The organism is Citrobacter amalonaticus, assembly GCF_037053465.1.
Classification (GTDB): domain Bacteria; phylum Pseudomonadota; class Gammaproteobacteria; order Enterobacterales; family Enterobacteriaceae; genus Citrobacter_A; species Citrobacter_A amalonaticus_H.
On record NZ_JBALIF010000004.1, the window covers coordinates 183,245 to 210,102 of the forward strand.

At 50.8% G+C, this 26,858-nt stretch carries 19 protein-coding genes; all 19 read right to left on the minus strand.

Going from position 1 to position 26,858, the window contains the following annotated elements; translation table 11 throughout:
- Nucleotides 1–77 precede the first annotated feature (77 nt).
- The gene (locus WB371_RS08620; protein WP_336219656.1) at nt 78–1,628 is read right to left on the minus strand and encodes a TolC family protein; all 1,551 of its coding nucleotides are present in this window, start codon (nt 1,626–1,628) and stop codon (nt 78–80) included.
- Nucleotides 1,625–3,781 carry a peptidase domain-containing ABC transporter gene (locus WB371_RS08625; RefSeq protein WP_336219657.1) on the minus strand — a complete coding sequence of 719 codons (2,157 nt, stop codon included), beginning with the start codon at nt 3,779–3,781 and terminating at the stop codon, nt 1,625–1,627. Before WB371_RS08625 ends, WB371_RS08620 begins: the two co-directional genes overlap by 4 nt.
- Nucleotides 3,771–5,048, minus strand: a complete 1,278-nt coding sequence (locus WB371_RS08630) for an HlyD family secretion protein (protein WP_336219658.1) — start codon at nt 5,046–5,048, stop codon at nt 3,771–3,773. Before WB371_RS08630 ends, WB371_RS08625 begins: the two co-directional genes overlap by 11 nt.
- A gap of 61 nt (nt 5,049–5,109) precedes the next feature.
- The gene (locus WB371_RS08635) at nt 5,110–5,718 is read right to left on the minus strand and encodes a response regulator transcription factor (protein WP_336219659.1); all 609 of its coding nucleotides are present in this window, start codon (nt 5,716–5,718) and stop codon (nt 5,110–5,112) included.
- A gap of 38 nt (nt 5,719–5,756) precedes the next feature.
- On the minus strand, nt 5,757–7,271 hold the full coding sequence (locus WB371_RS08640; protein WP_336219660.1) for a TolC family protein: 1,515 nt from the start codon (nt 7,269–7,271) through the stop codon (nt 5,757–5,759).
- Nucleotides 7,271–8,518 carry an HlyD family efflux transporter periplasmic adaptor subunit gene (locus WB371_RS08645; protein WP_336219661.1) on the minus strand — a complete coding sequence of 416 codons (1,248 nt, stop codon included), beginning with the start codon at nt 8,516–8,518 and terminating at the stop codon, nt 7,271–7,273. Before WB371_RS08645 ends, WB371_RS08640 begins: the two co-directional genes overlap by 1 nt.
- 2 nt (nt 8,519–8,520) lie before the next feature.
- The gene (locus tag WB371_RS08650; RefSeq protein WP_336219662.1) at nt 8,521–10,620 is read right to left on the minus strand and encodes a type I secretion system permease/ATPase; all 2,100 of its coding nucleotides are present in this window, start codon (nt 10,618–10,620) and stop codon (nt 8,521–8,523) included.
- Between the two features lie 67 nt (nt 10,621–10,687).
- Entirely contained in the window at nt 10,688–14,362 is a 3,675-nt protein-coding gene (locus tag WB371_RS08655; RefSeq protein ID WP_336219664.1) for an Ig-like domain-containing protein, read from the minus strand.
- A gap of 632 nt (nt 14,363–14,994) precedes the next feature.
- Complete coding sequence (locus tag WB371_RS08660; RefSeq protein ID WP_420704039.1) at nt 14,995–16,428, minus strand: EAL domain-containing protein; 1,434 nt, start codon at nt 16,426–16,428, stop codon at nt 14,995–14,997.
- A 16-nt stretch (nt 16,429–16,444) separates the two neighbouring features.
- Nucleotides 16,445–17,350 (minus strand): fimbrial protein, encoded by a 906-nt coding sequence (locus tag WB371_RS08665; protein ID WP_336219666.1) that lies wholly within the window; start codon nt 17,348–17,350, stop codon nt 16,445–16,447.
- A gap of 16 nt (nt 17,351–17,366) precedes the next feature.
- Complete coding sequence (locus tag WB371_RS08670; RefSeq protein WP_336219667.1) at nt 17,367–17,867, minus strand: fimbrial protein; 501 nt, start codon at nt 17,865–17,867, stop codon at nt 17,367–17,369.
- A 12-nt stretch (nt 17,868–17,879) separates the two neighbouring features.
- Entirely contained in the window at nt 17,880–18,410 is a 531-nt protein-coding gene (locus WB371_RS08675; RefSeq protein ID WP_336219860.1) for a fimbrial protein, read from the minus strand.
- 7 nt (nt 18,411–18,417) lie between these two features.
- Nucleotides 18,418–21,039: a fimbrial biogenesis usher protein gene (locus WB371_RS08680; RefSeq protein WP_420704035.1), complete on the minus strand. Its 2,622-nt coding sequence runs from the start codon at nt 21,037–21,039 to the stop codon at nt 18,418–18,420.
- Nucleotides 21,040–21,112: 73 nt separating this feature from the next.
- Nucleotides 21,113–21,817 carry a fimbria/pilus periplasmic chaperone gene (locus WB371_RS08685; protein ID WP_336219668.1) on the minus strand — a complete coding sequence of 235 codons (705 nt, stop codon included), beginning with the start codon at nt 21,815–21,817 and terminating at the stop codon, nt 21,113–21,115.
- A 56-nt stretch (nt 21,818–21,873) separates the two neighbouring features.
- Complete coding sequence (locus tag WB371_RS08690) at nt 21,874–22,413, minus strand: fimbrial protein (RefSeq protein WP_336219669.1); 540 nt, start codon at nt 22,411–22,413, stop codon at nt 21,874–21,876.
- A gap of 68 nt (nt 22,414–22,481) precedes the next feature.
- Nucleotides 22,482–23,030, minus strand: coding sequence for a type 1 fimbrial major subunit FimA (fimA, locus tag WB371_RS08695; RefSeq protein ID WP_336219670.1), 549 nt, complete (start codon nt 23,028–23,030; stop codon nt 22,482–22,484).
- A 495-nt stretch (nt 23,031–23,525) separates the two neighbouring features.
- Entirely contained in the window at nt 23,526–24,122 is a 597-nt protein-coding gene (locus tag WB371_RS08700; protein WP_336219671.1) for a tyrosine-type DNA invertase, read from the minus strand.
- 461 nt (nt 24,123–24,583) lie between these two features.
- Nucleotides 24,584–25,189: a tyrosine-type DNA invertase gene (locus WB371_RS08705; RefSeq protein WP_336219672.1), complete on the minus strand. Its 606-nt coding sequence runs from the start codon at nt 25,187–25,189 to the stop codon at nt 24,584–24,586.
- A 941-nt stretch (nt 25,190–26,130) separates the two neighbouring features.
- Nucleotides 26,131–26,754 carry a DNA-binding protein gene (locus WB371_RS08710; protein ID WP_336219673.1) on the minus strand — a complete coding sequence of 208 codons (624 nt, stop codon included), beginning with the start codon at nt 26,752–26,754 and terminating at the stop codon, nt 26,131–26,133.
- Nucleotides 26,755–26,858 lie beyond the last annotated feature (104 nt).

Here is a 26,858-nt window from a genome sequence, read left to right on the forward strand (position 1 = left end):
GGCATATTCATATTTATTTATGTTCCGGATTGCAATATCTGAATATTTCGGCGAGGCCTTTTTAGAAATCTAAGTAATCAATATAAAGTTAATTTACCTACTGCAGATAAAAGTGAAAGCCGCTGCAGATACCAGGCTATACGAATATTCGCCTCGTCGATTTCCGTGGCGGAAAGTTGCTGCTGGGTATTCAACAATTCAATGATTGAGCCAACGCCTGTGAGATAGCGACCATTGGCAATTTCATACGCTCGTTGGGCGGTTTCCAGTCGTTGCGAGATCAGTCGTAAGTTACGGCTGGTGGTATTGAGTTGCTGCCAGGCATTCCAGGTTTTCAGCCCTACGTCGTTGACCACTTTCTGATAATCCTGCTCAGAGAGTTCTTTCTGCACATGCGCGTCCTGAAGCTGGTTGTAACGGCGAAAGCCTGAAAACAGCGGTACGGTGACGTTCAGGCCAACGTATAATGTGTCTGTTTTATCAATCGGGGCATAGCGATGCTGATCCAGCGAAGAGGTCTCTCTGTTCATCCCGGCTTGCAGAGAGATGCTTGGCATAAAGTCTCGCTGCGCCTGCGTCAGTTGCTGATCTGCCGCCTCAATGTTTTTCTTTGCCGCCAGTATCAGAGGATGCTGCTTAATCGCTTCATCCAGCAATGGCTTAAGCGCCTGAATTTGCACCTCCGTCGGAACCTTTAAATCCTCTTCGGGCTGGACGGGGGTATCGACAGGCACATTTAGCGCACTCGCCAGTTGTCCCGTTGCCTGTTGATAGTCGCCTTCGCTCTGGATCCTCTGTTGCGTTGCGGAAAGCAGGACGTTTTCTGCCTGCAGCGCATCTGCCAGCACGCCCACGCCCGAGCGGTATTTGTTTTGCGTGATATCCCACGTCTTACGGGCAATGGTCTCATTTTGTCGGGCAGCTAAGAGAATGGTGCGTTTGGCCTGAACGTTGTACCAGGTCTGGGCGAATGCGATTACGTAATCCTGCAATCCGGAGAGCGCCTGGTAGCGGTTACTGAGCCACAGATCTTTTTTCATATCGATCAGGGCTTCGCGTTTGCCGAAATCGAACAGCAGCCAGTTAAGCTCCAGCCCCGAATCGACGGTACGATTGGTCTGGGTTTGCGTCCCGCCGTGACGCAGGTCATAACTATCGCTTTCGCTGGCGCGGCTGAATATGGCGTTAATGTCGGGCATCCAGCTCGCCTGGCTTTTTTTATAGTCATAAAGATAGTGACGAATATTCAGGGCCAGGCTACGCATTTCAGGATCTTTGCACAGCGCGAGGAGCAGGGCCGCAGAAAAGTGTTTCACACGGGTGGCTGACGCCAGATTGCAATTTTCCTCAATGCTGCTGTTTTCATCCATAATCCATTCAGGCGCTTTTACCGGTGCGGGTAATGGCTCCACGTTTGCCGGATTGGGTTTTTCTGGCGCGGCATCCTCGGCCTGTAATTTGTCGAGTAACGCCAGCGTTTCTGGCGATGTCGTCACGCGGCTTGTCTCCGTCTTCCCGGTGTTGTTCTCTTCAAGTAACTGGTCGAGGTTGCTTCGCGGGGATGCGATAGTGGCAACTGAAACAAAAAGCGTCAGCCACAGTGCAAAGCGTGAAAACTGGCGCATCATACTGCTTCCTTTCTCTTTGGTGTAAATAGCTCCGCGGGGGTCTTCTCTCCGGCAACCCGGCCACTTTCCATCACAATCACCTTGTCAGCCATCATCAACGTTTGTGGACGATGAGCAATCATCAACCGGGTGATGCGTAGCTCGCGTAAAGCGTCGTTAACTTTTTTCTCAAGGAAGATATCCAGATGACTGGTGGCCTCATCGAGCAGTAAAAAAAACGGTTTACGGTACAGTGCGCGCGCTAAAAACAGGCGCTGTTTTTGCCCGCCAGAAAGCGCTGCGCCCATATCGCCTACAAGGGTGTCATATTTCATCGGCATGGCCATGATATCCTGATGAATCGCGGCGATTTCGGCGCAACGGAAGGCGAAACTTGTGTCGTCCCCAACGTCGCCAAAGGTAATGTTGTCGAGAATTGTGCCGGCAAACAGCACGTCATCCTGAAGCACTGCGGCACTTATGGCGCGCAGCGACTCCACGCCAAATTTCTCCAGCGGCTGGCCGTTGATCAGAATTTCGCCTTGTGTCGGCTGCAAACAGCCCAGAGAGAGCTGTCCCAACGTGGTTTTACCGCAACCGGACATCCCCATGATCGCGACGCATTCCCCTGCGGCGACGTTGAAGGAAACATCCTTCAGGGCGAAGGGCTCAAGAGGGGCATACTGAAATGAGATAGCCTTAAACTCCACGTCAGGTGCTGTTGTGAGCGAGGGCTGTCCGGTCGTATTTATTTCGCTCCCTTCCGGTTCGCTGAGCACGATATCGGCCAGGCGTTCAGTCTGGATCGACAACATTCGCAGCGCAAAAATGTTATCAACCAGGTTACGGACGCGCTCAAGAAACTGCCCTTTGTAGGAGATGAATGCCATCAGCAGACCGACGGTAAACGCCTGATCGATAACCATTGATGCGCCAATACCCAGCACCAGCAGGTTATCAATCGAAAACAAAAGACTGTTCAGTTGCTGATAGTAAATCTGAAGTTTCTGGGTTCTGACGCTGGCATTGAGCTGATTTACCAGCAGAGTCAGCCATTCATCTGAACGCAGGCTGGTTTTTTGATATAGCTTGAGGGTTTTTACCCCGCGTAGCGTTTCGAGAAAGTGAGTATTCTGCTTTGCTGCATGAATAATCTGTTCATGCGACGCGTTTCGCAGCGGAAGATACCAACAGACGCGACCTGCCAAATAAACGACAAGTACCGTGACGGGAATGAGCGTCAGAATAGGGCTATAGAGCAGCATCATGACCAGCGTGATGACGCTCAACAGCCCGTCGAGAGAAGCCACCAGAAATGAAGAGGAAAGCGTGCTCTGAATGGTATCGACCGCACCGAAGCGTGACACCAGATCTCCCAAATGGCGGCGCTCGAAAAAGGCGACAGGCAGTCTCAGAAGATGGTGCAACACGCTGCCTTGCCACTGGATACGAATCGCGGTGGTAATGTAGATCATTACCCAGGCGCGGATCATCGACATTAATTGTTTGATCAATAACGTCAAACCATAGCCCAGCATGAGCACCAGCAGCAGATGTCGGTCGCTGGAAACGATCGCGTCATCAATCGTCCACTGCGAAAAAAGAGGCAGCAGTAGCGTGATGAACTCAATCGCGAGCCCCAAAGCAATGACATAGCCCGCACTGGATTTCAGGCCGATAACCCGACCAATCAACTGTCTGAGTTTTATCTTGATGGGCGCAGGCGCGGGGGTGAAATCTTTATCCGGCCAAAGTTCCAGCGCAACGCCTGTGAATGACGCAGAAACTTCCGCCATTGACAGCACCCGGCGGCCAATAGCCGGATCGTGGATCACGCACTGTTTACTTCCGACCTCTTTGAGCACCACGAAATGGACCATGTCCCAGTGCAAAATGCAGGGTAACCGGAGTTTGCCGAGTTCGGATAATTCGAGGCGCAGTGAGCGGCTCGCCAGTTGATGGTGGCGTGCGACATTCATCAGTTGATTAAGGGTCAACCCTTTTTGAGAAACCCCGTGTTCGCGGCGCATCTGACGCAAATCAAGCACGTTCTGATACCAGGCGGATACCATTGAAACACATGCCAGTCCGCACTCAGCGGCTTCATTTTGTAATACCACTGGCAGGGATTTTCCGCGAAAGCCGAAATTGATGGCCTGTAATTTACTGAGCATTCCCTCTCCCTTGATTTCCCGTCTGCGAAGGCGTCATTTTGATCAACGGTTCAAAAATCCATTCATATAACCGGCGGCTTTCCCGCACCACATCGGCTTCCAGTTGCATACCCGCCTGAAGTTCAACTTTCTGACCATACACATTCACATAGTGCGAGTCGGGCTGGACGACGATGCGATACAGCGGTGTGTCAGCGCCTTTATTGTCAAACAGGTCCATCTCGTTTTGCGTCAGGGCAACCCTGGAGATGCTGACCACAACGCCGTGATACTGACCAAATTTCTGCCAGGGCCAGGCGGGGTAGCGCAGCCAGACGTCGCTGTGTGGGCGAATAAAGCCGACAGCGTAGCCTGGTGCGTAGAGATAAGCCTGAAGCTGAGAACCTTCAGGAATGATGCTCAGTAGCGGGGCGTGACCATCAAAATATTGACCGGCGGTGGCAGTCAGGGCGGTGACTGTGCCTGGTTTAGTCGCGCGAATGATAATTTCCCGTTTTGATTCGCTCTCCGTCAGTTCCTGCTCGGTCGTGGCGATTTTGCTGGCAATATCATTGCGTTGCTTCAGGTAATTGCTTTCAAGCTGGAGCAGCTCATTGTTGCGCTGAGCCAGCTCGCGGCGGCTGTTAATGAGCGTGCTGCGACTGGTCTCCAGCGCGCCATCCTGTCGCAGACTTTCTTCCTTTATGCGCTGGAATTGTTCCAGGGAGACATACTCTTTTTTCCATAACTCCTGATATTGCATAACGCGTTTATTCAGGAGTTGAGAGAGTTGCAACTGATTATTGCTCTCTTGCTCTTGTAATTTTACCTGCTCGGTTAATTGCTGGATTTGGTGCCGGGAGGCCGATTTATCAGTCAGCCAGCCGCTATCAACCTGTTTCAGAGTATCATTGTAAAGTTTCAGTCGCGTGCGAATCTGTTCGCTGATGGTTTCCTGAGTGGCGTCCTTTCCTTCCAGAGAGCGATCGCTCGACAGAACAAATAGCGGTTGGCCGAGCGTGACTTTTTCACCCTCTTTAACATAGACATTTTTGACCGAACCGGGCTGCGGGCTGTAAATGCGTATAATGCCTTTGTCGGGCATTAAGACTCCCGATACCTGTTGCTTACGGGTATAGGAGAAAAAATAAATAAACACAATCAATATAAATACAATGCCCAGGGCCATAAAGGCACTCAGACGCAAGGAGGGCGGGGAGACAACAATGACCTCTCCCAACCACTGTTGCCTCCGGGCAGCAGTCACTTCCTGACGAAATAATCCCATACGATCTTCTTTGACATAAAGGTGGTAAATAATGGTCTAAACGTTCTTCACAATGTTTTACTTATTGATGGTATCGCTTTTCTGGTTTAGATATTGCCGACAGCTTATCTACCTTCAGTTTGTACATGATGTTATAACGGTGAACACAAACTGTTTTATAGCTGACGCCAAGAAAGTCAGCGATAGTTTTATTCGGTAACCCTTGAGAGACATAATCAAGAACTTCCCGCTCACGTTGAGTTAATAACGAGAGTTGAGAGGAATGATTTTCGTCTGCAAGAGGGACTTTAGGCAGGCATTGAAAACCTTTCATTACCGCAGTGATAATCATCACAATGGCATCCATTTCAAAAGTGCAGTCAATCATCCCGTCCGCATGGCTGTTAATAATTTGTCGCAGACCGTAATCCACTTCACCATTAACTAATATGATTGCTTTCAAATCACTACGTGAATGAAGCTCCTTTCTGAATTGCAGATCAAACAATAGTGATGAATCAAAAATAATTACATCACAGGTCTCATGCCTGAGAATATCCACTACATTGTCTTTCGGGACAGGCAAAAAAATTGCATCGCAGTCAAAACTTTTCGCTAATATCTCCTTAATTGTAAAAGTGATGAAGTTATTCGATGAATAAACGTAGATATTCTTTTTCGGCAATTCCATTTTCTCACATCTCCTGGTATAAGAGGCTTCAGCTATATTTAAGGGGCTAATAGCGCCAAAGGATCTTCAATATCATTAGGTTGTGCATGGCTGGCAGCAGAGTTCTTATTCGTATTATTGACTGGTTGAGCCGTTTCAACGGCAGGCTCCATTGTCTCTGCGGACACAGAAGTGGGTGAGAGGGTGGTCGCTTCAGGCAGAGGCAACGGCTCGTTGGCAACGATGTTTTCAGGAATAGTTGTTGGCATGGCATTCTTATCGACAATGTCGGGCTGTTTATCCAGCGAAGACTCAATTTCCTGATCTTTATCGATCGCCAGATCAATCCCGAACACCTGGTTAATTTTGCCTAACTTAGCAACGGCCCTGATAGTGGTAATATCGTAGCTTGAGAGGCTGTTAATCTGGCTGTCAATCGTTTGATAATATTCCTGGGCGGCATTGAGTAAATCCAGCACAGAACGGCGATTAACACGATACTGATCGTTATACAGAGACATAACCTGCCGGGACTGCGTTTCGCGGATCTTATAGATTGTCACTTCTTGCTTATATCCCAAAGCCTGCTGGAAATTTTGCGCAACATCACTGGCGTTATCTTCCATTGATTTCTGGACGTTCCAGCGTGCGGACTCTACCTGCTTCGCCGCATTTTCGGCCTGAAAGTAGGAATTACCGCCATCAAACAGATTGCTGGTGACGTTCAGCATGACCTGGGTGTCATTCTCCCCGTAAATGGAGGTTTTCCCCTGAGAAACAGAGACCGACAACTGAGGCAGCCAGTTTTTACGGACATACTGATATTCAGAGCCTGCGGCGGCCTGTTCCATTTGCAGGGCGCGGATCTGCGGGGAACTTCTGATTAATTCCTGGAGATCTTTATTGATTTCCTTTTCAAGGAATGTCAGATCGGTCTCCTGCAGTTCGCCTGGCGGTGTACCGACCAGGATCTGATATTCATTCTCTGCCGCCTGTAGCTGGGCGCGAATACTCTCCGCGCTGGCCTCAAGACCACGGATCCTGACTTCGACCTGGCGGACGTCGCCCTGGTTATCCACCCCGCCTTCCGCACGGGCGACGGCGAGATCGAGGATCCGTTTATGTTCCCCCATTTCCGCACGGTTATTTTGCAGCAGACGCTGGCCTTTCAGGATATTGAAATAGCTCTCCGCAATTTTCGCGGAGAGCGTTTCCGCATCGTCAATCGCTTTCCAGATTTGCGAGCCTTTTTTATATTTCGCGTTGTCGACGCGGTCACCCGTCCGGCCAAAGTCAAATACGTTTTGTTGTACGGTAACCGCATATTGATTATCGCCCGTATCAGAAGACTGCCCCATAGCTTGTTGACCGGCGGAGACGCTGATATTCGGCAACCAGCCACTGCGGGCTTGATTGACCGAACTTTCACTGGCGGCAATCTGACTTAACGAGTACTGCAGTGATGGCGAGCGCGATATACCCTGTTGTAGCGCCTGGACCAGGGTTTCGGCGGAAAGAGGCAGTGACGTGACGCCAGAAATCAGACTGCACAGTGAGAAAAACATTTTTTTCATTAACGTTCCCTTAAGGCCTCTTTCGCTTTGTTTAAGGGCTTAACCAGATAGTCAAAAACGGTTTTTTTGCCCGTGGAGATATCCACCGTTGCGATCATGCCCGGAGAGATCTCATGGGCTTTTCCATCTTTACTAAACAAGGATGATTGTTGGGTCCGGACATCGATCTGGTAGAAAAATTGATCCCGGTGCGTTTCATCCGCCAGCGTATCTGGCGAGATGCGCTCAACCACAGCTTTCATCGTGCCGTAAATTGACGACTCATAGGCGCTGATTTTCACCACCGCCTGTTGGCCTGGGTGAATAAAGGCGATATCCCGTGGGTTGATTTTCACCTCAATCAGCAACTGATCTTCAGAAGGCACAACTTCGAGTAATTTCCCGCCGGGTTCGAGTACGCCGCCGACGGTGGTGATCTGCATGTCTTTCACCACGCCTTTCACGGGGGAATAAATGGTCGTTCCGGAAAGCTGATCGCCGCGCTGAAGTAGCTGATAATAAAGTGAATCAAGCTCGGTTTTTTGCTTCACCAGCTCCGCTTTGGTCTGTTCATACCAGTTATTGCGGGTCTCGTTAATTTTGTTCGCCAGATCGGTGACTTCGCGACGCAGACGAAGTTCTTCAACCTCCGAGACGGCACCTCTCGCCACCAGGGGTTGTGTCATATTCAATTCGTTCTGGGCGAGCTGACGGCTTTTTTCCATGCCGGAGATCGATTCGAGCAGCGCTTTATGGCGCATGGTGTACAGCGACGACTCGTGGTTGATGATCTCTTTATTGGTCGTCAGAATGTCAGCGTCCGTCAGGGCCTGATGATTCTTTTCCGCCACGTTATACTGGCGCAGCATACCGATATAGTCGGGCGGAGTGGCCTGGCCGTCGATGCCTGAAATTTCGGCCTGAAGACGAGCCACTGCAACGGCCAGGGCTTTAACGCGTGAGCCAATTTCATCAAATCCGGCCTGAAAACGGGTGGAGTCCATTACCGCGATACGCTGGCCGGCATCGACGTGATCGCCCTCGCGTACCAGCAGCGCGCGGATCACACCGCCGTCCCGTGACTGAATGACCTGCGAGCGACTCCAGGTGATCACCTTGCCTTGTCCGGTCGTCACTTCATCCAGTAGCGCGAATTTGCTCCAGATAAGCAGTGCGGTTATCGTCAGCACGATGAGCGCAATCACCAGAATGCTACCCTTAATCTGAGTGTGATAGCTGTCTCGTAAGTGGGTTTGGGAAGAAAACATACTCAGGCAATCCTTTTATTGGCATTCAACTGATGGAGAACGCTGTCTTTGGGGCCATCCGCGACCACCTTTCCCTGATCCATTACAATAATCCGGTCGACAAGTTTTAACGGCGCCTGGCGATGGGTCACGATAATCAGGGTTTTTCCCTGACAATGCGTTCGCAGAGCGTTCACGACATGCATCTCGGTGACTTCATCCATCGACGCCGTCGGCTCATCCAGCAACAGAATATTGCCGTTCTGGATGAGGGTTCTTGCCAGCAACAGAGCCTGGCGCTGGCCGCCGGATAACCCTTTTCCGCCTTCAGCGATCGGCAGATCGAGTCCACGCTCGTTGCGCAGAACGCCTGCGGCGCCAGACAGATTCAGGCAGTTGATGATCTCTTCTGCACTGGCGTGCGGGTTACCCAGCAAAATATTGTCCCTGACTGTTCCCCGAAAGAGCTGCGCATCCTGTTGCAGATAACTCATACCGTGACGCAAGTCCTGGACTGAGAGATTGGTCATGGAGACACCGTCAAGCACGATCTCGCCCTCGGCGTTGTCCGCCATGCCAGAAAGGACCCGCAACAGCGTCGATTTTCCTGCGCCGATGCTGCCGATGATGGCGATCCTCTCCCCGGCCCGGATAGTGACGTTTTCGATATCCACGGACCATTTGGAATCCGGCTGGAAACGGAATCGGGCATTCGCTAATGCATAATTGCCGCGCAGGGTTGTCAGGTGCGAAGAATCACTGAACTCACGGTGTTCGAGAGGGCGTTCGAGAAAATCGTTCAGGCCGTGCAGCGAGACCCTTGCCTGTTGCAGACGCGTCAGCACGCCCGCGATTTGCCCTAACGGACCGACGGTGCGCGAGGAAAGGATCGAACAGGCCACCAGCGTACCGGTGGTGATGCTGTTATCAATGACCAGATAAACGCCGAGTGCAATCACGCAGGAATAAACACTCTGTTGCACAAACTGGCACCAGTTGTTCAGGCGATGTCCCCAGCAGCGCTGTTCGACAGAAATTTGCGATGCGCTGCTGATGCAATGCTCCCAGAGGCGGACGAAACGATCTTCTGATTGCGTCAGCTTGATGTCTTCCAGGCCCTGAATGGTTTCCACCAGCATGGCGTTTCGCTGAGCGCTCTCCTCATGGCCTTTTCCTGACAGGCGCGCCAATGGCCACTGGATGATGAGACCCGGGATCACGATCAACGGAATAGCCAGTAGCGTAGGCAACACCAGCCAGCCGCCAATCGACCAGATGAGTGCCAGAAACAACGTAATAAACGGGATGTCGACCACTGCCAGAACGGTCGTGGAGGTCAGCAGCTCGCGCACGTGTTCAATATCGCGGATTTGAGCAATAAACGCGCCTGTCGATTCTGGCCTCGCGCTATTCTTAATGCCCAGCGCCCGGGAATAGAACATGGAGGACATTGAAATATCGGCTCGTTTGCCGATCGCGTCAGCAAGTTTACTTCGCGCCAGGCGTAGCAGCATATCGCAGAGCATAGCGAGAATAACGCCACTAAATAAAACCCAAAGCGTTGAAAACGATTGCGCGGGAATCACCCGATCGTAAACCTGCATCGAAAATAACGAGCTTCCGAGGGTCAATAAATTACCGAAAAGGGCGCTGACGGTGATCAGTAAATAATATCGCAGATCGTTGCGAATGAGTTTCCACAGCCAGTGCTTATTATCGGAATGATAAGCGCTGCGCAGTTTGCGTCCCTGAAAGACGGTTTTCCGTTTTATAATCCAGTAGCCTCCTTCTTGCTGAGCACTCAGCATAGCAAGGGAGATTTTGGTTTTAATAGCTGGCGTTTCAACAAACGTCACCAGAGCGGATTCTGGATCAATACTGTGGACCACCACCATCTTATTATTCTGTAGCGGAACGCAGAGAGGAAATAACGATTCGGGCAAACTTGATATCTGCAGATGACATTCCTGATATTGCAGCCCGAGGTAATCCGCCATTGTTTTAAAAAGTGAAACGTCGTCATGCCCTTGTTTCACTAAATGGACAAGATTATCTTCGTTAACATTAATGCCCAGTTCCCGTGCGGCGATCGTCAGCCCGGCACTCCATCGAGAGAGTAACATCCTGTTTTACCTGTAAAAAGGAGAGTAGAGAACACAGTTCTCTACTCTCGCGCGCTATTTTACGACGTTATGCAATTTGTACTGTGTTCTGCACCCAAAGCTGGGTGTGATGATCGTCATCATAGGTATAAAGATTATAAGCCTGGCCATCTTTACAGCCTGAAGCTGTCATCGTCCATTTACTATGGTCGAATTCAACGGTGTCGTCTGAACCGCCGGTAATAAATAATTTATCGCCGCCGGAGGTGGTTTTCAGAACGTCATCAATTGTCAGAGTCAGGGTGTTAGCACCATTGCTGGCATTCAGATCGATATGTTCAATATGATTGAATTTTGCCAGCGAATCGCTATTTACCGCGCCGTCGTTAGTGATAACGACCGTGTCATTGCCCTGGCCACCGTCAACGGAAGTAATCATGTTGCTGTCGACAAGAATACGATCGTCACCATTGCCGCCGCTGACTGCCGCTGCAGCCAGATGCGCATCAATCACGTCGGAACCGTCGCTACCGGTGTAGCTTGTCATATCCGGTGTGAGCGTATTTTCCGTGCCGTTATCCGGTGTGGCGCTTTCTTCTCCGGTAGTACGAAGAGAACCATCATCATTGAAAATCGCGTACATCACCGAACTGGTGCCGTCAGTCAGATTGGTTTCACTCCAGTTGACCACATAGCCACCGTCGTCCAGAGCCGTCACGCTGGAGTCATTGATGTCGTTGCCGTGACCGGAATCGATCTGCACTTCGGTACCCATCTTCACGCCGTCCATGTCAAAGCGCTGGGCTTCGAGATGCTCGGTGCCGTCCGCTGCGGTAGAGGTCCAGGTGACAACAAAACCACCGTTATCCAGTGCTGAGACGTCATAAGCTTCTTTAAAGGTTCCGTCGATCAGACCCTGAGTGCCTTCGGTCACGCTGTTGACCATCTGCGCATTGCCAAGGGCAACAAACTGACCGTCCACAACGCTCATGTGCTGCGCATAGATATTGCCATGATCTTCCGGGCTCAAACTGACGTAGGTCGCCACCAGGGTGCCGTCGTCGAGGGTGATAATTTTAGGATCGAGACCGGTGTGGGTCAGCACCACATCATTGGTGATGTGCTCACCCGTCTTCGCGTCAACCAGCGTCATTTTAATGGTGGGGGTTGTGGTATCCGACATTTCGGCATTTTTCCCCATCGACTGCCAGACTACCGCGTAGGTGCTGTCGCCGCATTGGGTACCGTCCAGGCCGATGCTTGCGCCCACGGAGTCGCCATTAGTGCCAAAGATCCACTGGGCAATCTGATTGATAGTGCCATTATGATCGCTTCCGGAAATGAAGCCGTTTTCATCGCAACCGGAGAAAATATTACGCACCTGGTCATACTGGAAGTCGGTGGTCTGTACCAGATTGCCATTTTCATCCGGCGAAAACTCCACGCCCCACACCAGGCTGCCAGCGCTACCGGTACTGATGTCTACCCATTCAAGAATGTTATCCACCACGCCTTCGATTGGCTCAACCAGCACATTGCATAAGAAGTCTCCCAACTTGCTCATGCCCATGTTGTCACAAAAATCCTGAATAAAGCCGCTGATATCCAGGCGATCAACCAGCGTGGCGGTATCCAGGCCTTCTGAGTAACGGGAGCCGATGAACACGACGCTTCCGTCATCCATCTGGATAATGTTGGCACCGAAGGTACCGGAGCCATAGAGCAGGCTGGCGATGCGATCGCTGATACCATCGACGAGCAGTTTTTCCATGCCGTCGAGGTCAACGCCAAAGATCTCGCCAATCGGTTGTAACACGGTATCGATAGCATTCCAGGCGACATCCACCACGCTGTTGATGGCATCGGCGATATGCTGACCGACAATGGAGTCGAGCAAACCATTGAGGCCGCCTTGTTCGCCAGTACCGACAACCATCTGTGGGCCATCAGTAATAGGCGTACCGTCTGCGGTGAAGCGTTCGTAAACGGCATTGGTGCCGGTATAACCTAAATCACCCGGCGTCCCTTCGGTATAAAACACCGTGATGGAGCCATCTACCGGAGAGACAGAGACGTCGAAGTTGTTCAACCCCTGCAAGCCGTCGATGGTGGTATAACCGTCCATCGTATTTTCCTGACCGACGGTCAGGGTGTTGATAATTTGGCCGTCTTTATCGTAGATATTAATTTTAATATCGTAATAGGCGGAACCCGTGCTTTCCGGCTGAGCCCAGGCAATGAGATATCCGCCGCCAGGCATGGCTCGCGTAATACTTTGCGTCGTGTTAAGGGCATTATCCGTTTCAACGGTATGAATCGCATCGTCCGGGGTAATGACATTGAGAGTGCCCTGGCCGCTAATAAAGTTCACGGCAATGGGCGTGGTCGTGCCATCACAGGAGGAGGTTGAATCCGCCACCGTATGGGTCACCGCTGAGAAGGTGTTCGCCCCCATCGCTAAGTTAGTGAGGCTAACCTGCCATTGCCCATTTTCGTCCACTTTGGTGGTGGCAACGATATTGCCATTGCTGTCCAGGACATCAATTTCACTGCCAGGCTCGCCCATACCATGAACCGTCGGGGAAGTGCTGAATGTGGTATTGGTCATTTCGATCGTGCCGTCAGGGGTATCACTGATCCCCAAAACAGCTGGCGCAGCGTTCTCCGGGATACGCACCGTGGTGGTATTACCGGCTGTATCGGTAATGATCAGCGCAGAGGTACCCGGGATCAGCAGCTGATCGGTTAATGTAAACGCATATTTACCGTTGGCATCAGCCTTCACGGTGTAGTCCACTTTGCCGTCGCCATCTACATCAAGTCCGACCATGGCATTGGCTTCCGTCACGCCGGTCAGTGACGTCAGATCGGTCGTGACATCCAGAGACGTGACGTCTGGCGCGTGGAAGTCAATGATGATAGAGGTCTGGTTTTTATTGCCTTGTTCATCCGTTACCCATGCCGTGACGTTTTGATTGTCGGCCAGATGCGGAGAAAGGCTGTCGACGCTCCAGTTACCTTGTGCGTCGCTGGTGGTTTGGTAATCCGCCTGGCCGTCACCGTTGGTGTCAATCATCACCAGGGCATTGGCGGCATCCGTCGTGCCATGGAGCGATGCGCCATTAGACACGTCCATGGAAATGGCATGTGCATAGCCGCCATTATCCGGAACTGGATTTGGATCCGGCGTCGGATCCGGGTTCGGCGGAGTAGGAGTATCGCCACCGTCGCTGTGGTGATGGTGATCATCATCGTTATTATGGGCGATGAGCGCGATAGCACCCGCAACCAGCGCTACGCCCCCTAATCCCAACGCCACCCACAATGGGTCGACTTCAGATTGCTCCTCTTCGCCGCCTGCAGATGCCGCTGCTGCTTCATTCGCCTGGTGTGAGTAAAATTCCTCGCCGGAAACGATCTGTTTTAACTGTTCAGGCGGATAGGAAATAACCTGTTGACCGTTAGCATAGATATGTTCATCACCGAGTACATATTCTTTGTGGCCCGTAGACATATCATTCAATGTCAGAGATTTCATATCTTTGCTGGCGGGACCAAAAAAATGGTCAATTACTACGGACTTACCGTCGCCACTATTGATAATTAGTTGCTGACCATTACGGCTCATGCTCTGAATATCACCAGCGTGTTTTTCAATTGAAAAACGCGTACCTGGTAAAGCTGAAACATACGTATTAACACCTGATAGCGTTACTTCACTTGCATGTTTCCCGGTTTGTTGCATCAACAGTTTGAACGTCATTTTCTTTTCCATCCCTTTATTTTTTTCTGTCGGTTTACTTTATTCTTACAGTGAGTGTCGCTTAACCAGCGATTGCCAGGACATTCTTTCTGACGGACGCAACTATAAACTCAAGATGTAAATGAGAATAGTGTGATTTATTGGCTAAATCATGCTTTCCTATTATCTAAATGGCTAAGAATAGTTTTTTAACGAGTGGAAAATAAGTAACGCACAGCTTTTTTAATATTACGTACTCAATAAGATAGTTCCAATTTAAATTAAAAAATATAAAGGATAATTCTCTTGTCATTTCGCATTTAAATGGACTTAAAAGACATTGAATTATTTTCTTTGATGTGGTAAGTAAATTTCAAAATTTAATGATTTAGGGTGGATTTATTTGTGCAATGAATGAAAAATGACACTTCACTATATGCCTATAATAATGTGTCTGTCTCTCATATTTTTGCTGCAAATTAGACCTGATACATAAAATAGCTTGACGTAACGAGGAACAATTAAACATTACGATACAAAAAACAATAACGCACAGGAGAGACCTGTTACGTCAAACCAGACGATGCCGGCAGGTCTATTAATGAATGAAGGTGTTTACTCGCCGTCGTAAGTTATCGCGGGTGGCACCATCCTCAAAATGCGTCAATAACCTGCCTGTTCCGGGAAACGCAACGTGCAACAAATGCAACCAGCTCTTTGCCTTCAAGAGGTTGCGATATGAGATAACCCTGAAAGCGGTCAATTCCTGATGCTTTTAGTAGGGCAAATTTATCTGTACTGTCCACGCCTTCAGCAATACATTCGCTGCCTGTCAGTTGGCAGTAATAATGCAGGGCTTTGACCAGCGCCAGCGCGTGTGGATCGTGCTGTATGTCATTAATAATACTTATATCCAGTTTATAGTCGTTAAATTGAATCTGCCTGACTGGAAACATCACGCTGTCGTGTGAAAAGCAGTCATCCAGCATAATACGGAAACCAAGTTGTTTTAATTTAGTGACATTTTCGGCAGCTTTTCCTGTTTGCCGGAAATTAGTTGTTTCAGAAAATTCCAGTACCAGTCTGTTTGTTCTCTGATGCGGATGCAGTTGCTGCCTGGCGGTTTCCAGCATTCGCGTCAGGTTCTTGTGGCAGGCGAGGGCGGAAGGAATGTTAAGCGAGAAATAAAACCTCCCCGGAAACTGATGAATTTTCTGCACTGCCTCCTGCAAAACAAATGCCGTCAGGGTCAGCCATGCATATTCCGCGCGTAGCTGGGGCAAAAAAGCCCCTGGATGCAAAACGGTGCCATCGCGACGCCAGCGGGCCAGTACTTCGAAACCCTGTAATTGCTGTTTGCCATCCACGATGGGTTGAAAGACTGCGAAGATGTGTCGGCAATGGATGGCATGTACAAACTCGCGTTCAAAGGCGGTAAGTCCCTTGCCGCCCGTTTTATTCCCTTGTGGCAGGGGATTACCAGGAAAGTGTGCGGCTAACTGTGGGTAATGCTGCGCCATCTTTTTCAGCCCTGAGGTCCTCTGGTTATAAAGCGTTTTTTGGCTCAAGCCGCGTAGCGGCGCCTGTTCTGACGGGGCGTTTCCGCGCAGTAAATCCACAATGGCGTTTAGCTCTGACTTACTGAGACCGGCTGTCGGTATGCCCTGAATCCGCTTTTCTCTTTCCGCCCGTTGCGCCAGAAGCGGCGCATTATGCCAGCCATCGCCGCGCAATAGCGTCGCCATGCAGCGCGTCGGCAAATCAGAAGCGATGGCCCGAACGTGTGTCAGGAGGCCACGATGAGTGACCTGATGCCCAAGTGTGTGCCATAACCAGCGGTCAGGGCAGCGACTGAGGATCAGCATCGGCAGGGGGATTGCGGCCTGCGTCAGCAAAGAGGCCGCTTGTTGCAAAGTGGTGAGCAGCAAAAAGGGATCCTCAGGCAAAAACACCACGATACGCCGTGCAGGATGTGTCGGGAGGGCCTGTAACAGCGGATGCAACGTCGCCATCGGGTGGCCTTCAGGTGCCATCAGCCGCGCAATCCCTGCAGCGGCATAAGGGCAGGGAGCAAGTATGTAGTCCATCGCCGGTACATCCGCGTCACTGATAAACAAACGTCACCCCGATAATAGACTGTACGTTGCCTGCCGTTACCTGCCCGCTGGTGCGTGCATAGTTGGCCGTTAACCCGAGACTGACCGCTGAGGTGCCTACCGTGCCTAACGACACGTTACTGTTAGCGGGCACGACAGTGCCGTTTCGCGTTAACTGAACACCCACACCTTTCGCCGGAGAGGCGGATGCGGTATTGGTGAAAATTGAATTCGCGGAATCCGCCGTGGTGCCAGAGAGGTAATAGGTCAGGTTTTGGTTCTGAGCGCAGTAAACCGTCAGCGGGATAGCGGTGGAGCCTGGATAATCAGGGAGTGTCACCGTGACATTGCGGGATGAGACGTCGCAGCCGCCTGTAGGAACCACCACGTTGTTATTGGCATAGATATTCCAGATAAACTGAAAATCGTCGCTGTTTTTGTTGTTGGTCTGGCGAAGAATGAGCCTGGCGATGAGTGTGCCGGCGCTTATCGCCACACCGCCAGCAGAACTGATTGGCGTCAGATAAAGTACAGTTGGCCACGGTTTATCAATTTTTGAGTCATAAATCATTCTCGCCGTTTCGCTGGTCGTGGGAAACGGATAGCTGGAGCCGTTGTATCTTACGGTGCCGGAGAAACTCGACAACACGCCGCCGTATGCAGAACCTTGCTGGAGGGTGACATAGTCGGTCATGCTTTCGGGATAATCGTTATGACAAAAAATCTGCGTCGAAAGATCGACCACCAGATTTTGTCCGACGTTAACCGCAGGGGAAAGATTAACGTAGACGTTAGCGCTGCCGCCGCCGATCGGGATTGTCGCGCCGCCAGCCGTTTTGCAGGCAAAAGACCAGGCATTGACTGACCAGCCCATCAATAGCAGCGTCGTCAGCAGGGTGATTATTTTTTTCATTAACATATTCTCCTGATCAGGCATAGGTATAGGTCACGTTGATGACCGCCTGAATCGTTCCCTGGGTTGCGCCGCCGTTTACCGACAACGCTCTGACCTGTAAAGGAAAATGGGCAGATTGCGACGCCTCATCCACCTGTACTGACTTTGTCGCCCCGGTGTTTAGCCTGTTGCCGCTGTCATCCTGGAGTTCAAGCTGGATATTTCCGGCAGTCCCCTGGTTTTTGTAATAGCCCGTGCCGTCTGCTGTGCCGCTGAAACTGGCGGTCACCCGGGAGGTGCCAACAGGACAATTGCTCAGCTCAAGCGCCACGGTATGCCACGCCGAGGAGGACCCGGCAGAGACCAGACTAAAGGTGTAGAGATCGCCCAGTTCGACGGTGGCGTTGGGGGTCGATACGGTGCACGGTTTCGCCACTACTTTGCCGTTTACCGTAATGGTCACGTCTGCCGCCTGTAGCGCAGAGGAGGCGGTCAGCATTACCGCCAGCAACCACCGGAGTTGAAACCATTTCATCAGAGCCTCCGCTTACTGAAATTCAAGAGTGAATGTCGCTGTTGCATTAACATGCCCTGGCGTGACGGGGAGCTGTGTCGCCATCAGGCGGGCGTAAAAATTCAGTGTGTTGGTTTGCCCCGGCGTCAGCGTGGTCCACGGAATGGCGGCTGAACCCGCGTTAAGGGGCAGTTCGGTTTGTTGCCCGTTGAGGATCTGAACTCCCATTCCAGCCGCCGCCGATGTGCCGCTGTCGAGCTTCAGTAAGTGGGTATTGTCGTTGTCAGCAATGCCGATAAAACCGATTTTCACCGCGGTAACGGAACTGCCGCAGGGGGAGAGCACAATACGAAACGGGACGGCGGGGGTGGTTGCCCCCACGCTACTGAACTGCTTTGCGGCGTTGTCCAGCAGATCGACGGTAAAATCTTTCGACTCTCCCGCCACGGCGCAGGCGTTATCCCTGACATATCCGCTGATCGTAATCGTGCTGTCAGCGGCGAACGTACTGGCGCTGACCAGTGAAAAGGCGGCGCCCAGCAGATAAAGACGTTTATTCATCATCATGTCCTTAGCGGCACTCCGCTGTGAGCTGACTGAGCAACTGTTGTGGGTTTTCTGCGGCGACGCGATAGTCCGCCACACAACTGGCGTTTGCGGCGTCGCCCCATTTTGCCCGTATCTTTCCTGTCAGCGGCATACCGCTCAGATAGACCTGGCCGTTATCGGCGACGATGCTGCTGTTCTGGCTGCCGTCGGCGGTGACCATCGCGCCAAACGGAACCGGCTTACCGTTGTGGACGAGCGTCATCAGCAGTTTCATCCCGACGTGGGCGTTAAATTCAGCGCGGACAATTGCGCCGTGCGTGGGAACGACATTGACCACCGCATCATCCAGATCCACGTTATCTGCCAGCGTGTTGGTATCCAGCGCAACCCGGTTTTCGCGGTATTCTGTGGCGTAAGGCAGCACTGCATAGCCGCGCCAGTCCGTGCGTACGCCGGTCTGGTTTTCCACTTTCGCCCCTTCGGCGCCAGGCGCTTTAATCAGTACCACCGTGTCATTGAGGGGTTGACTCAACGTGACGCCGTTGGCATGTGCCAGCACGCCGCCGCTCATCCCGTAATAAAGTTGTTTAATTCCGTCGCTACGGCTGTAGCCAACATTGGCGTTGCCATAGCCACCGCGATAATTCAGCGCCGCATAGCCTGTATCGCCGCTATTCCCTTGTCCGCCGCCCGCATAGCCGGTCTGTACGCTATAGCTGAGGTTGTTGTCTTCCAGCACGGTGCCGTACAGTCCTGCCAGGTTGGTCATCCGCCCATTGAGATCGTTCGACATGCTGTAGCTGGCGCTGGCGTGTCGCCAGACAGACTGGCTATCCGAGCGCAGCCAGTGGCTGAAGGGGATATTGACGTTAATGGCCAGCATCTGATCGCGTCCGTCCTGCCATGCGTTTTTGGTCAGGCTGTAGCTCAGCGTCCAGTTGATATCATTGATGGCGGTGTTTAACCCAGCCTGGAGTTGCTCATCGGCGTTGTCGGTTCCCCAGTAAGTCTGATGGCTACCGCTCAGATAGAGCGTGGCGGTGCGTCCCAGTTGCTGGGTTACGCTCACCTGTACTTTGCCGCGCTTGTTATAGGCGAGGTTGTAGTAATCCGTGAATTTTGGCTCTACCTGAATAACGCCATCCTGCGTTTCGATGGTGTAGCCGCTCATCCGACGATAAGTGGTATCAGCAAAGCTAAAATAGCCGCGTGTGGAGTAGCGATAGCCGACCAACTGGATATTCGTGCCAGTGTCGGTCAACGATTTGTTATAGAGGAAACGGAGCGACTGTCCCTGATGTTTACTGTCATCGGGCAGCGTGGCATTGGCCTGCGTGACATCGACTGACAACGCGCCCAGCATGCCCATATTTTTTCCCACTCCCAGATTGAAGGCGCGGTAACGATCGGCCAGTTGCGTCCCGCCGTACAGCGTCCAGCCAGCCGGGAAGCCGTGGAGTACCGTGCTCTGGAAGAATGTCGGCTCCTCCTGCTGATTGTTACCGCTACGATATTCCCCGGCGGTGAGGGCATAACGCGTATGGCCCTCGCGTTGCAGAAAGGGGACGGAAGAGTAGGGAACGGTGAAGTTCTGGCTGCTGCCGTCAGCTTCCTTTATGGTGACCTGTAAATCACCGCTGTTACCGGCCGCATAGAGATCGGTGATGCTAAAAGGGCCGGGCGGAACGGTGCTGTGATAGATCTCATAGCCATTTTGTTTGATGGAGACCTGCGCCGTGCCGCGGGCAATACCGTGGATCACCGGCGCGAAACCTTTCTGGCTGTCCGGTAGCATATTGTCATCGGTGGCTAACTGCGCGCCGCGAAAGTTAATGCCGTCAAAGATGTCGCCGTTGGTATAGCTGTCGCCAAGCGTCAGGCGCGAGCGCAACGGGATGATGTCTCTTTCCAGCCAGGTATTCACGTGCTGCCATCTGTTTTCGTTCGTCGAAGAATCGCCGCCGCTGCTGTAGCTCCAGGTGGTATTATCGCGCAGACGCCACGCGCCGAGATTGAGCCCGCTTTGCAGGTTCAGATACGCATAGTTACTGCTGCCGCCAACGTTATTTTGGACATTGTTGCCGGTGAAGTTGTAATTCAGTAGCCCGGCGGTAATCCCATGATCCCACTGCTCAGGCGGGATATATCCCCGGGCCTGCGTTCCCATAACAGCCTGAGGAATGGTCAGATAAAGTCGCTGTTGCCCCACGTCTAAATGGGTAGTGGCGTCAGGGATCATCTCTGTCAGCGGGACACAGGCATCCGTTGCCAGCGCCCCCATTCCACTGACGGCGGCGGTGTTTACGCCCATCGCGGTGAGTTGCCCACGCGACAGGCAGGGGGCCAACTCGCGGCCGCTTTCGCTGGCATGAAAGGTGACGTCGCGGGTGGTCATATACCCGTCGTTCAGCCAGATATCGACACGGTATGTGCCAGGCGGCAGCTCATGCCCTTTCTCAAAACCGGAAAGATCGGCGACAGCCGCCGGATCATCCGCCAAAAAGCGTGGGTTAAAATAGAGCTCCGCCTGCGCGGAAAATGTCTGTGAGGCAAGCAAAAAGGCAAAGGAAAGCTGCGCCATTGCGCCAGCTAAATGCGGCGCAAAATGTCGCATACGGACGAGTCCTGGTTTCAGATATGACATAGTCCCTCCGGTTCGAAATCGCCCGGCTGTCAGTACTTTTTTATTCAGGGTTTACGTTGGGTTACCCTGTTCGTTATTGCATTGCGCCTTTCATGCGCGGCGTCAGCGCGCCATAGTCATTAATGGTCTTATAGGTAATCTTGCTTCCCGCATCGGCTGGCAACTTCACGCGGGTTTCGCCCAGAGGAGGCACAAGCGCATTTTCCAGTACCCGGGTGCCGGCATTAAGCTCAGTGACTGTCAGGTAATACGGGGTGGGATTTTTCAGGGTAAGCGTACCCGCGCTGCGGTGGAAAGTGAGCTTTTCTGCCGCCTGATCCGGTGACAGCGCCAGTCCGGCGGGACGGTAATAAAGCTTGATCCGGCTGATAATAGCCAGTTGCAGGGTGTTATCGCTGAGCTTTGATTTGTCCATCGACGGGATGGCTTTGACGTTCATCCAGAACAGGCTTTCGCGGTCCTGTGGCAACTGGTTGTTGGTCGCGTCGAGAATGCGCAAGGTGTTCTCTTTTTTCCCTTGCATGGCAAATAAGGGCGGTGTTACGACAAAGCGCCCGTCTTTGACGCCATCGGCGTTTTCCACCCATGACTGGATCAGATAAGTGCTGCTGTCATCATTATTGGTGACCGCCAGTTGCACCTGCTTTTGGCCCGCCGGATAAATAACCCGGGTAGCGCCAAGCGCCACGCCCGCTTCGGCCTGACTGAAAAATCCTGTGGCGGCTATCATCAGTACTCCTGCCAGCAGGTTGTGCATCATGGTGCGTGTTTTTTTCATGTTTACCCTTGTTGTACTCACCGTCATTTCCTGTATTCGGTATCTCTGCTGGTTCATTACTGGTAGGTCAAAGAGAACCAGGCTTGCGCATTCGCGGCGCCGCCGGTGACCTGCCGTCCGGTAGCCCGGTATTTGGCAACGAAATGCAATGTGGTTGGCCCGGCATAGAGTCGCGACCAGCTCACCGGAGGGCGGTTCAGAGGTAGCAGGCTGCCTTCTTTATCAAATAACGCTATGCCGATCCCGCTGGCGATCCCCGGTCCTTCCCCGACAGAAAGAACATCCGGATTTTTGCCATCAGCAACGCCATGAAAGGCGATACCGACGCGTTGGCTTACGGCTGTGTTGCATTCCTCAAGATGAATATCGAAAGGCACGGGATGGGTATCTTCACCTGTGGCATGAAATCGATTGCTGCTGACTTGCCCCATTTGCACGGTCATCTGGCGATCGCCGGCTTCCACACGGCAAGATTCGGCAATAATGACACCCTGGAAACGCATGTTTCCGCCGGGTAATGTGACGTTCCACTTGTTCCCGGCCAGCGCACAGGCGGGAAGTAAGAGCATCAGCAGACCTGATTTCATCCTTTTCATCGTTATCACCTCAGTCCCATTGCGGATAACGGGCCTTCCTGGCCCCGGGCGCATCCTTGCGTGATGAATTACTGGTATTGAACTTTGAAGGTGGCGTCTGCGTTAGCGGTACCGGCAGTTGCAGCACCCGTTGCGTAGTAACGAGCCTGGAACGGAATGATGTTGGTGCCATCGTTCAGGGTTGTCGCTGCACTAAAGGTCGCGCCGTCCAGTGCCAACGGGGTGCCTTTATTGTCGAGGATCTGGACGCCGACATTGGTGGCGCTACCGGCTGCTGAACTCTGCAGAGCCAACACGGTGGTGTTGGTGGTATCAATGGCGGTGCCGGAGAATGCGACAGACGCTTTGGTTGATACGCTGGTATCACAGTCATCAAGCTGAATGTTGAAACCGACTGAAGAACTGGTACTGCCAGCGGTCGCCAGTTTTGCAGAGCGAACCTGGCCAAGCTGTACGGTTTGTTCGACAGAACCGGCATCAACTGCGCAGGCTGCGTTAACCACTTCCCCTTTAAAATGCACTGTTCCGCCATTTACCATGGTGGTATCGGCCAGAGCCGCCGCGGAAGTCAGGGACAGGGCTGACATAGCAACGATAGCCAGTGTTTTAATTTTCATGCTGTTTTCCTTTAAACAATATCGATATCACGAACCGAAATGGCGAGTCGATGTGCCTTCCAGGCATTCCATGTTTCAGCCGAATGGTGCGACTGCCGGTTCTGCACAGTTTTTGCCCAATTAATGAGACAATTGGGGCCATTTTGACTCATTGGGATAAATGGCTACCAATGTCGGTTTTTTGAGCTGGTGATTGGATGTATATTTTTATTTTTTGTATTTTATTGATATAAAAAACCATTGAGGTCGGGTGTGAAAACGAAACGAAAATGCGTGGGGGGTTAAGATGATAACGTTCTGAACGTGTAAAAAAGGAAGGAAGATGTAAAAAAAATCAAATGTAATCTCATTTAAATCAATAGGATAATTGTTGTTTTTAGAAAAATCCCAACTTGTTAGTTGCAAAGCTTTACTAAATTTTTTTATGATATAAACAGTTTGGCCCCAATTGACCTATTCACATATAGACTTTCTTTTCTGTTTCAACGAGTTAAGTTATTTCTTTTCCCCTTGTGAAATGACTTCTAACAGACTGTTCCTCTCCCATAAACCGACAAAACGCGCGGCATTGCTGGCGGTATAACGCACGGTATGGCGAATATTTCGGTGCCCCAGATAATCCTGTATCAGACGCGTATCTGTCCCTCTTTCAGCGAGTTCATAGCCGCAGGCATGGCGCAGCATATGCGGATGAGTATGGGTGACGGTGCCGGCATCGATTCCTGCCGTCCGGATGATGCGCCAGGCCTGCTGGCGCGAAAGCGGCGTCCCCCGACGTGAGATAAATACGGCATCCGTTCGATCCGCGCCTCGCCAGTTTGCGCGCTCAAGGCTCCAGCGCTCGACGGCTTCACGTTCATCGAAACGCAGGGGATGGATGGTTGAAAAGCCATTTTTCAGGCGACGGATGTTGATGCGCCCCTCGTTAAGATCGAGATCGCGGTAATGCAGATCGAGGAGTTCACTGATGCGCATACCGTGACGGAATGCTAACAGGATAAGACAATAATCACGTTCTCCGGCAGGGCCATGACGAGCGGCCTGCATCATCGCCTGTACTTCTTTACCGGTAAGATAACGACGTCGATTCACAATGCATTACTCCTGAAATTAGTTTCTGAAAATAAACGCCCGAAAAAACACCCTGCGACTAAACGTTAATCGGTGATGTTAAAGGCGTATTATATGAGGGGGATTAATCACAAAAATGTGATTACATAATCTTTACACATGGGGATATTATTGCCACATGATAAGTCTTATTTTTATTGATTTTAGCGTACCCGACAATAGAGCCAGTTGTCGTCATTGTCAGGTATTTAAATTTAAAAGAAAAAAAGTTAAAGGTGGTGATATTTTCAACGGGATGAGGCGTGACGGGTGAAAATCTGATAGAAATGATATCCAGAGTTATTGCAGGGATATAATAATGTTGTTTAATTTGAACACAGCTTAGAACATGTGTGAACAATAATCATAGTTAATTTATGGTTAAGTTTAATTAATGATTTGCAGCACCCACTATTTTTTACACCGTCCATGGTGTTGCACAATCACAGTGAAATAGCATTACGTTGTTTGAGCTTTGCATCATCCCAGATGCCGTAAAATCGACCAGCATTACTGGCGGTGTACCATACGGTGTGACGAATGTTACGGTGACCGAGATAGTCCTGAATAAGGCGGGTGTCAATTCCCATATTGGCTAAAGCGAAACCGCATGAGTGACGAAGCATGTGTGGATGAATCTCCAGCGACAATCCGGCATTATATCCTGAGGCTGAAATGATGTGATAAAACTGCTGGCGAGAAAGTGGATTCCCTTTTCGTGATAAAAATAACCACTCGCTGTTGGCATGTGGATAAGAAGTGCGAATAGTCAGCCATTTCTTCAGGGCCGTAATTTCTTCAGTTAATAAAGGATGCATGGTCGAAAATCCTTTTTTCAGTCGATGGATATAAATGCATCTTGATTTAATATCAATATCCGAAATTTGCAGGCGACAGATTTCACTGGCACGAAATCCATGAATAAAACACAATAATGTCAGGCAGTAATTGCGGGCAGCATGTGGTCCTGTGTTTGCTGCTTTGAGAAGTGACTCAATTTCATTTTGAGTCAGGAAGTTTCTCTTTTTATCATCGGCTCTGTTTTTCATTCGATTCCCTTTTTGAAGCAGGTGTGCAAGTGTTCTGCTGATTACCATTAATCCAATGGAATGGTTTGAGCCGGGTTTAATGCATTATCGAATAGCACCATGCACCAGGTGTTAATCATTAGCAACGCGTTACAGCCCCTGAAGTGCTCAACCGTGTCGTGAAAACGGTGATATATTGATGCACCATGACAGAGTGCCATTTCTGACGACAAGTCTCCTTGTCCTCAGTGCAATCATGACGTATCTTGCTAAAATAAAAGAAGTTTTATTTGTCGTAGTAGCATTTTTATTCTTCCCTCTTCAAATGAGGAACTCAAACGTTCCTGCGGTCGACTTCACAAAATGGATTATGTAGAAAGAGTTTTGATCTCATTGTTATCGTGTGCTCCACTATGAAAATGGATGAATGCCCGGGATATAGTGTAAGAAGCAGGCAAGGTATACGAAAAACAATAAGAACCTCGCTAGCATTCACTGTGAAACTACAACAATGATTAAACCATACTGCAAAAATCATCATGAGAATAGCAATAATAAATAAAATAACTGATTTTGGGTACGGGAAACCTATTTCAAAGGAACCAGGATGATTCCTGGTTACACTCAGGGAGCGGTATGTTGTGGGTATATTTTGCGCAGGGGAAAGTTAAGCCTGAAATTAGATTACGAATATGAGTGGATGTTTTGCAACATACGCACGAAAATGAGGAAATAATAACGCTGGAAACTAATATGCTGAGTAAAAAGTGTCATAAATGCGCGGTTCTTGAGAATGTACGCTTTTTTGTCCACATACCTGTTATATGCTTCTGGTATTTTCTTGTATTTACTGGAACTCACCGGTGATTCTGTTTTCCAGTTTCAGAGAGTGAAATACATACCTTTGAATAATGCTGTCCCGGTGTTAACTCAATGAAGAGCAAGGCGTCCACTCATCGGCATTAAAGATGATAGGCCGTCACGGTTCTGACCGTCCCCGTTAACGAATCGTACACCTCGACATCCGATGCCTGAACAGACATTCCCGCGGCGCGCAATCGCTGAATATCAGCGGCAATACGCTGGAGCCCAAACCAGAACAGCCCATCCAGGGCGTTGACCTGCAAGCCACTCTCCAGCGCCATCCGTAAACGCTCCTCAGGGTGCTTTACCTGGCTGGCGACATGTTGATAGGCTGCTGTGGTGATCGTTTGTTCATCCATGCGGCGAATACGTGATGACAGACGATAGCGGAAGGCGTCGGGAACATGACTGAGGTCAGCACTGATGCTGTATACCTGGCCGCGTCGCTTTTCATTGATCAGGACATTTTTCTGCGTCAGCGAAAATTCTTTACGCAGTTTATCTATCAATTGCGGCGTACGGGTCAGGAGTAAACGAAAAGGAAGTTCGAAGCTGGTGACGTAATCGACATTAAGCAAAGCGATGCGGAGTCTTTCTTCAACACCGGCCTTTTCTTGCTGGCACTCAGCCAGCACATCAATCCATTGTCCGGTAATTCGTGGCGACTCGTTGATTTCGGTGAACTGATATTTCTCAATCAGATAATCGATACGCCTGGCCATTTATCTTCCTTTCTCATCCGCCGCGCATGTTCGCTTGTGGCACAACATAGCATAGAGTAAGACGCAGAATACAGAGGGAAACGCCCCATTTCAGGCTTAAAACC

What these genes read in the sequence shown, in the direction of transcription:
- WB371_RS08675 (WP_336219860.1), bottom strand. Translation starts at nt 18,410, where the DNA reads ATGATGAATAAACGTCTTTATCTGCTGGGCGCCGCCTTTTCACTGGTC.
- WB371_RS08665 (WP_336219666.1), bottom strand. Translation starts at nt 17,350, where the DNA reads ATGAAAAAAATAATCACCCTGCTGACGACGCTGCTATTGATGGGCTGG.
- WB371_RS08645 (WP_336219661.1), bottom strand. Translation starts at nt 8,518, where the DNA reads ATGTTTTCTTCCCAAACCCACTTACGAGACAGCTATCACACTCAGATT.
- WB371_RS08690 (WP_336219669.1), bottom strand. Translation starts at nt 22,413, where the DNA reads ATGAAAAGGATGAAATCAGGTCTGCTGATGCTCTTACTTCCCGCCTGT.
- WB371_RS08655 (WP_336219664.1), bottom strand. Translation starts at nt 14,362, where the DNA reads ATGACGTTCAAACTGTTGATGCAACAAACCGGGAAACATGCAAGTGAA.
- WB371_RS08670 (WP_336219667.1), bottom strand. Translation starts at nt 17,867, where the DNA reads ATGAAATGGTTTCAACTCCGGTGGTTGCTGGCGGTAATGCTGACCGCC.
- WB371_RS08710 (WP_336219673.1), bottom strand. Translation starts at nt 26,754, where the DNA reads ATGGCCAGGCGTATCGATTATCTGATTGAGAAATATCAGTTCACCGAA.
- WB371_RS08685 (WP_336219668.1), bottom strand. Translation starts at nt 21,817, where the DNA reads ATGAAAAAAACACGCACCATGATGCACAACCTGCTGGCAGGAGTACTG.
- WB371_RS08660 (WP_420704039.1), bottom strand. Translation starts at nt 16,428, where the DNA reads ATGGACTACATACTTGCTCCCTGCCCTTATGCCGCTGCAGGGATTGCG.
- WB371_RS08620 (WP_336219656.1), bottom strand. Translation starts at nt 1,628, where the DNA reads ATGATGCGCCAGTTTTCACGCTTTGCACTGTGGCTGACGCTTTTTGTT.
- fimA (WP_336219670.1), bottom strand. Translation starts at nt 23,030, where the DNA reads ATGAAAATTAAAACACTGGCTATCGTTGCTATGTCAGCCCTGTCCCTG.
- WB371_RS08625 (WP_336219657.1), bottom strand. Translation starts at nt 3,781, where the DNA reads ATGCTCAGTAAATTACAGGCCATCAATTTCGGCTTTCGCGGAAAATCC.
- WB371_RS08635 (WP_336219659.1), bottom strand. Translation starts at nt 5,718, where the DNA reads ATGGAATTGCCGAAAAAGAATATCTACGTTTATTCATCGAATAACTTC.
- WB371_RS08650 (WP_336219662.1), bottom strand. Translation starts at nt 10,620, where the DNA reads ATGTTACTCTCTCGATGGAGTGCCGGGCTGACGATCGCCGCACGGGAA.
- WB371_RS08640 (WP_336219660.1), bottom strand. Translation starts at nt 7,271, where the DNA reads ATGAAAAAAATGTTTTTCTCACTGTGCAGTCTGATTTCTGGCGTCACG.
- WB371_RS08630 (WP_336219658.1), bottom strand. Translation starts at nt 5,048, where the DNA reads ATGGGATTATTTCGTCAGGAAGTGACTGCTGCCCGGAGGCAACAGTGG.
- WB371_RS08680 (WP_420704035.1), bottom strand. Translation starts at nt 21,039, where the DNA reads ATGTCATATCTGAAACCAGGACTCGTCCGTATGCGACATTTTGCGCCG.
- WB371_RS08705 (WP_336219672.1), bottom strand. Translation starts at nt 25,189, where the DNA reads ATGAAAAACAGAGCCGATGATAAAAAGAGAAACTTCCTGACTCAAAAT.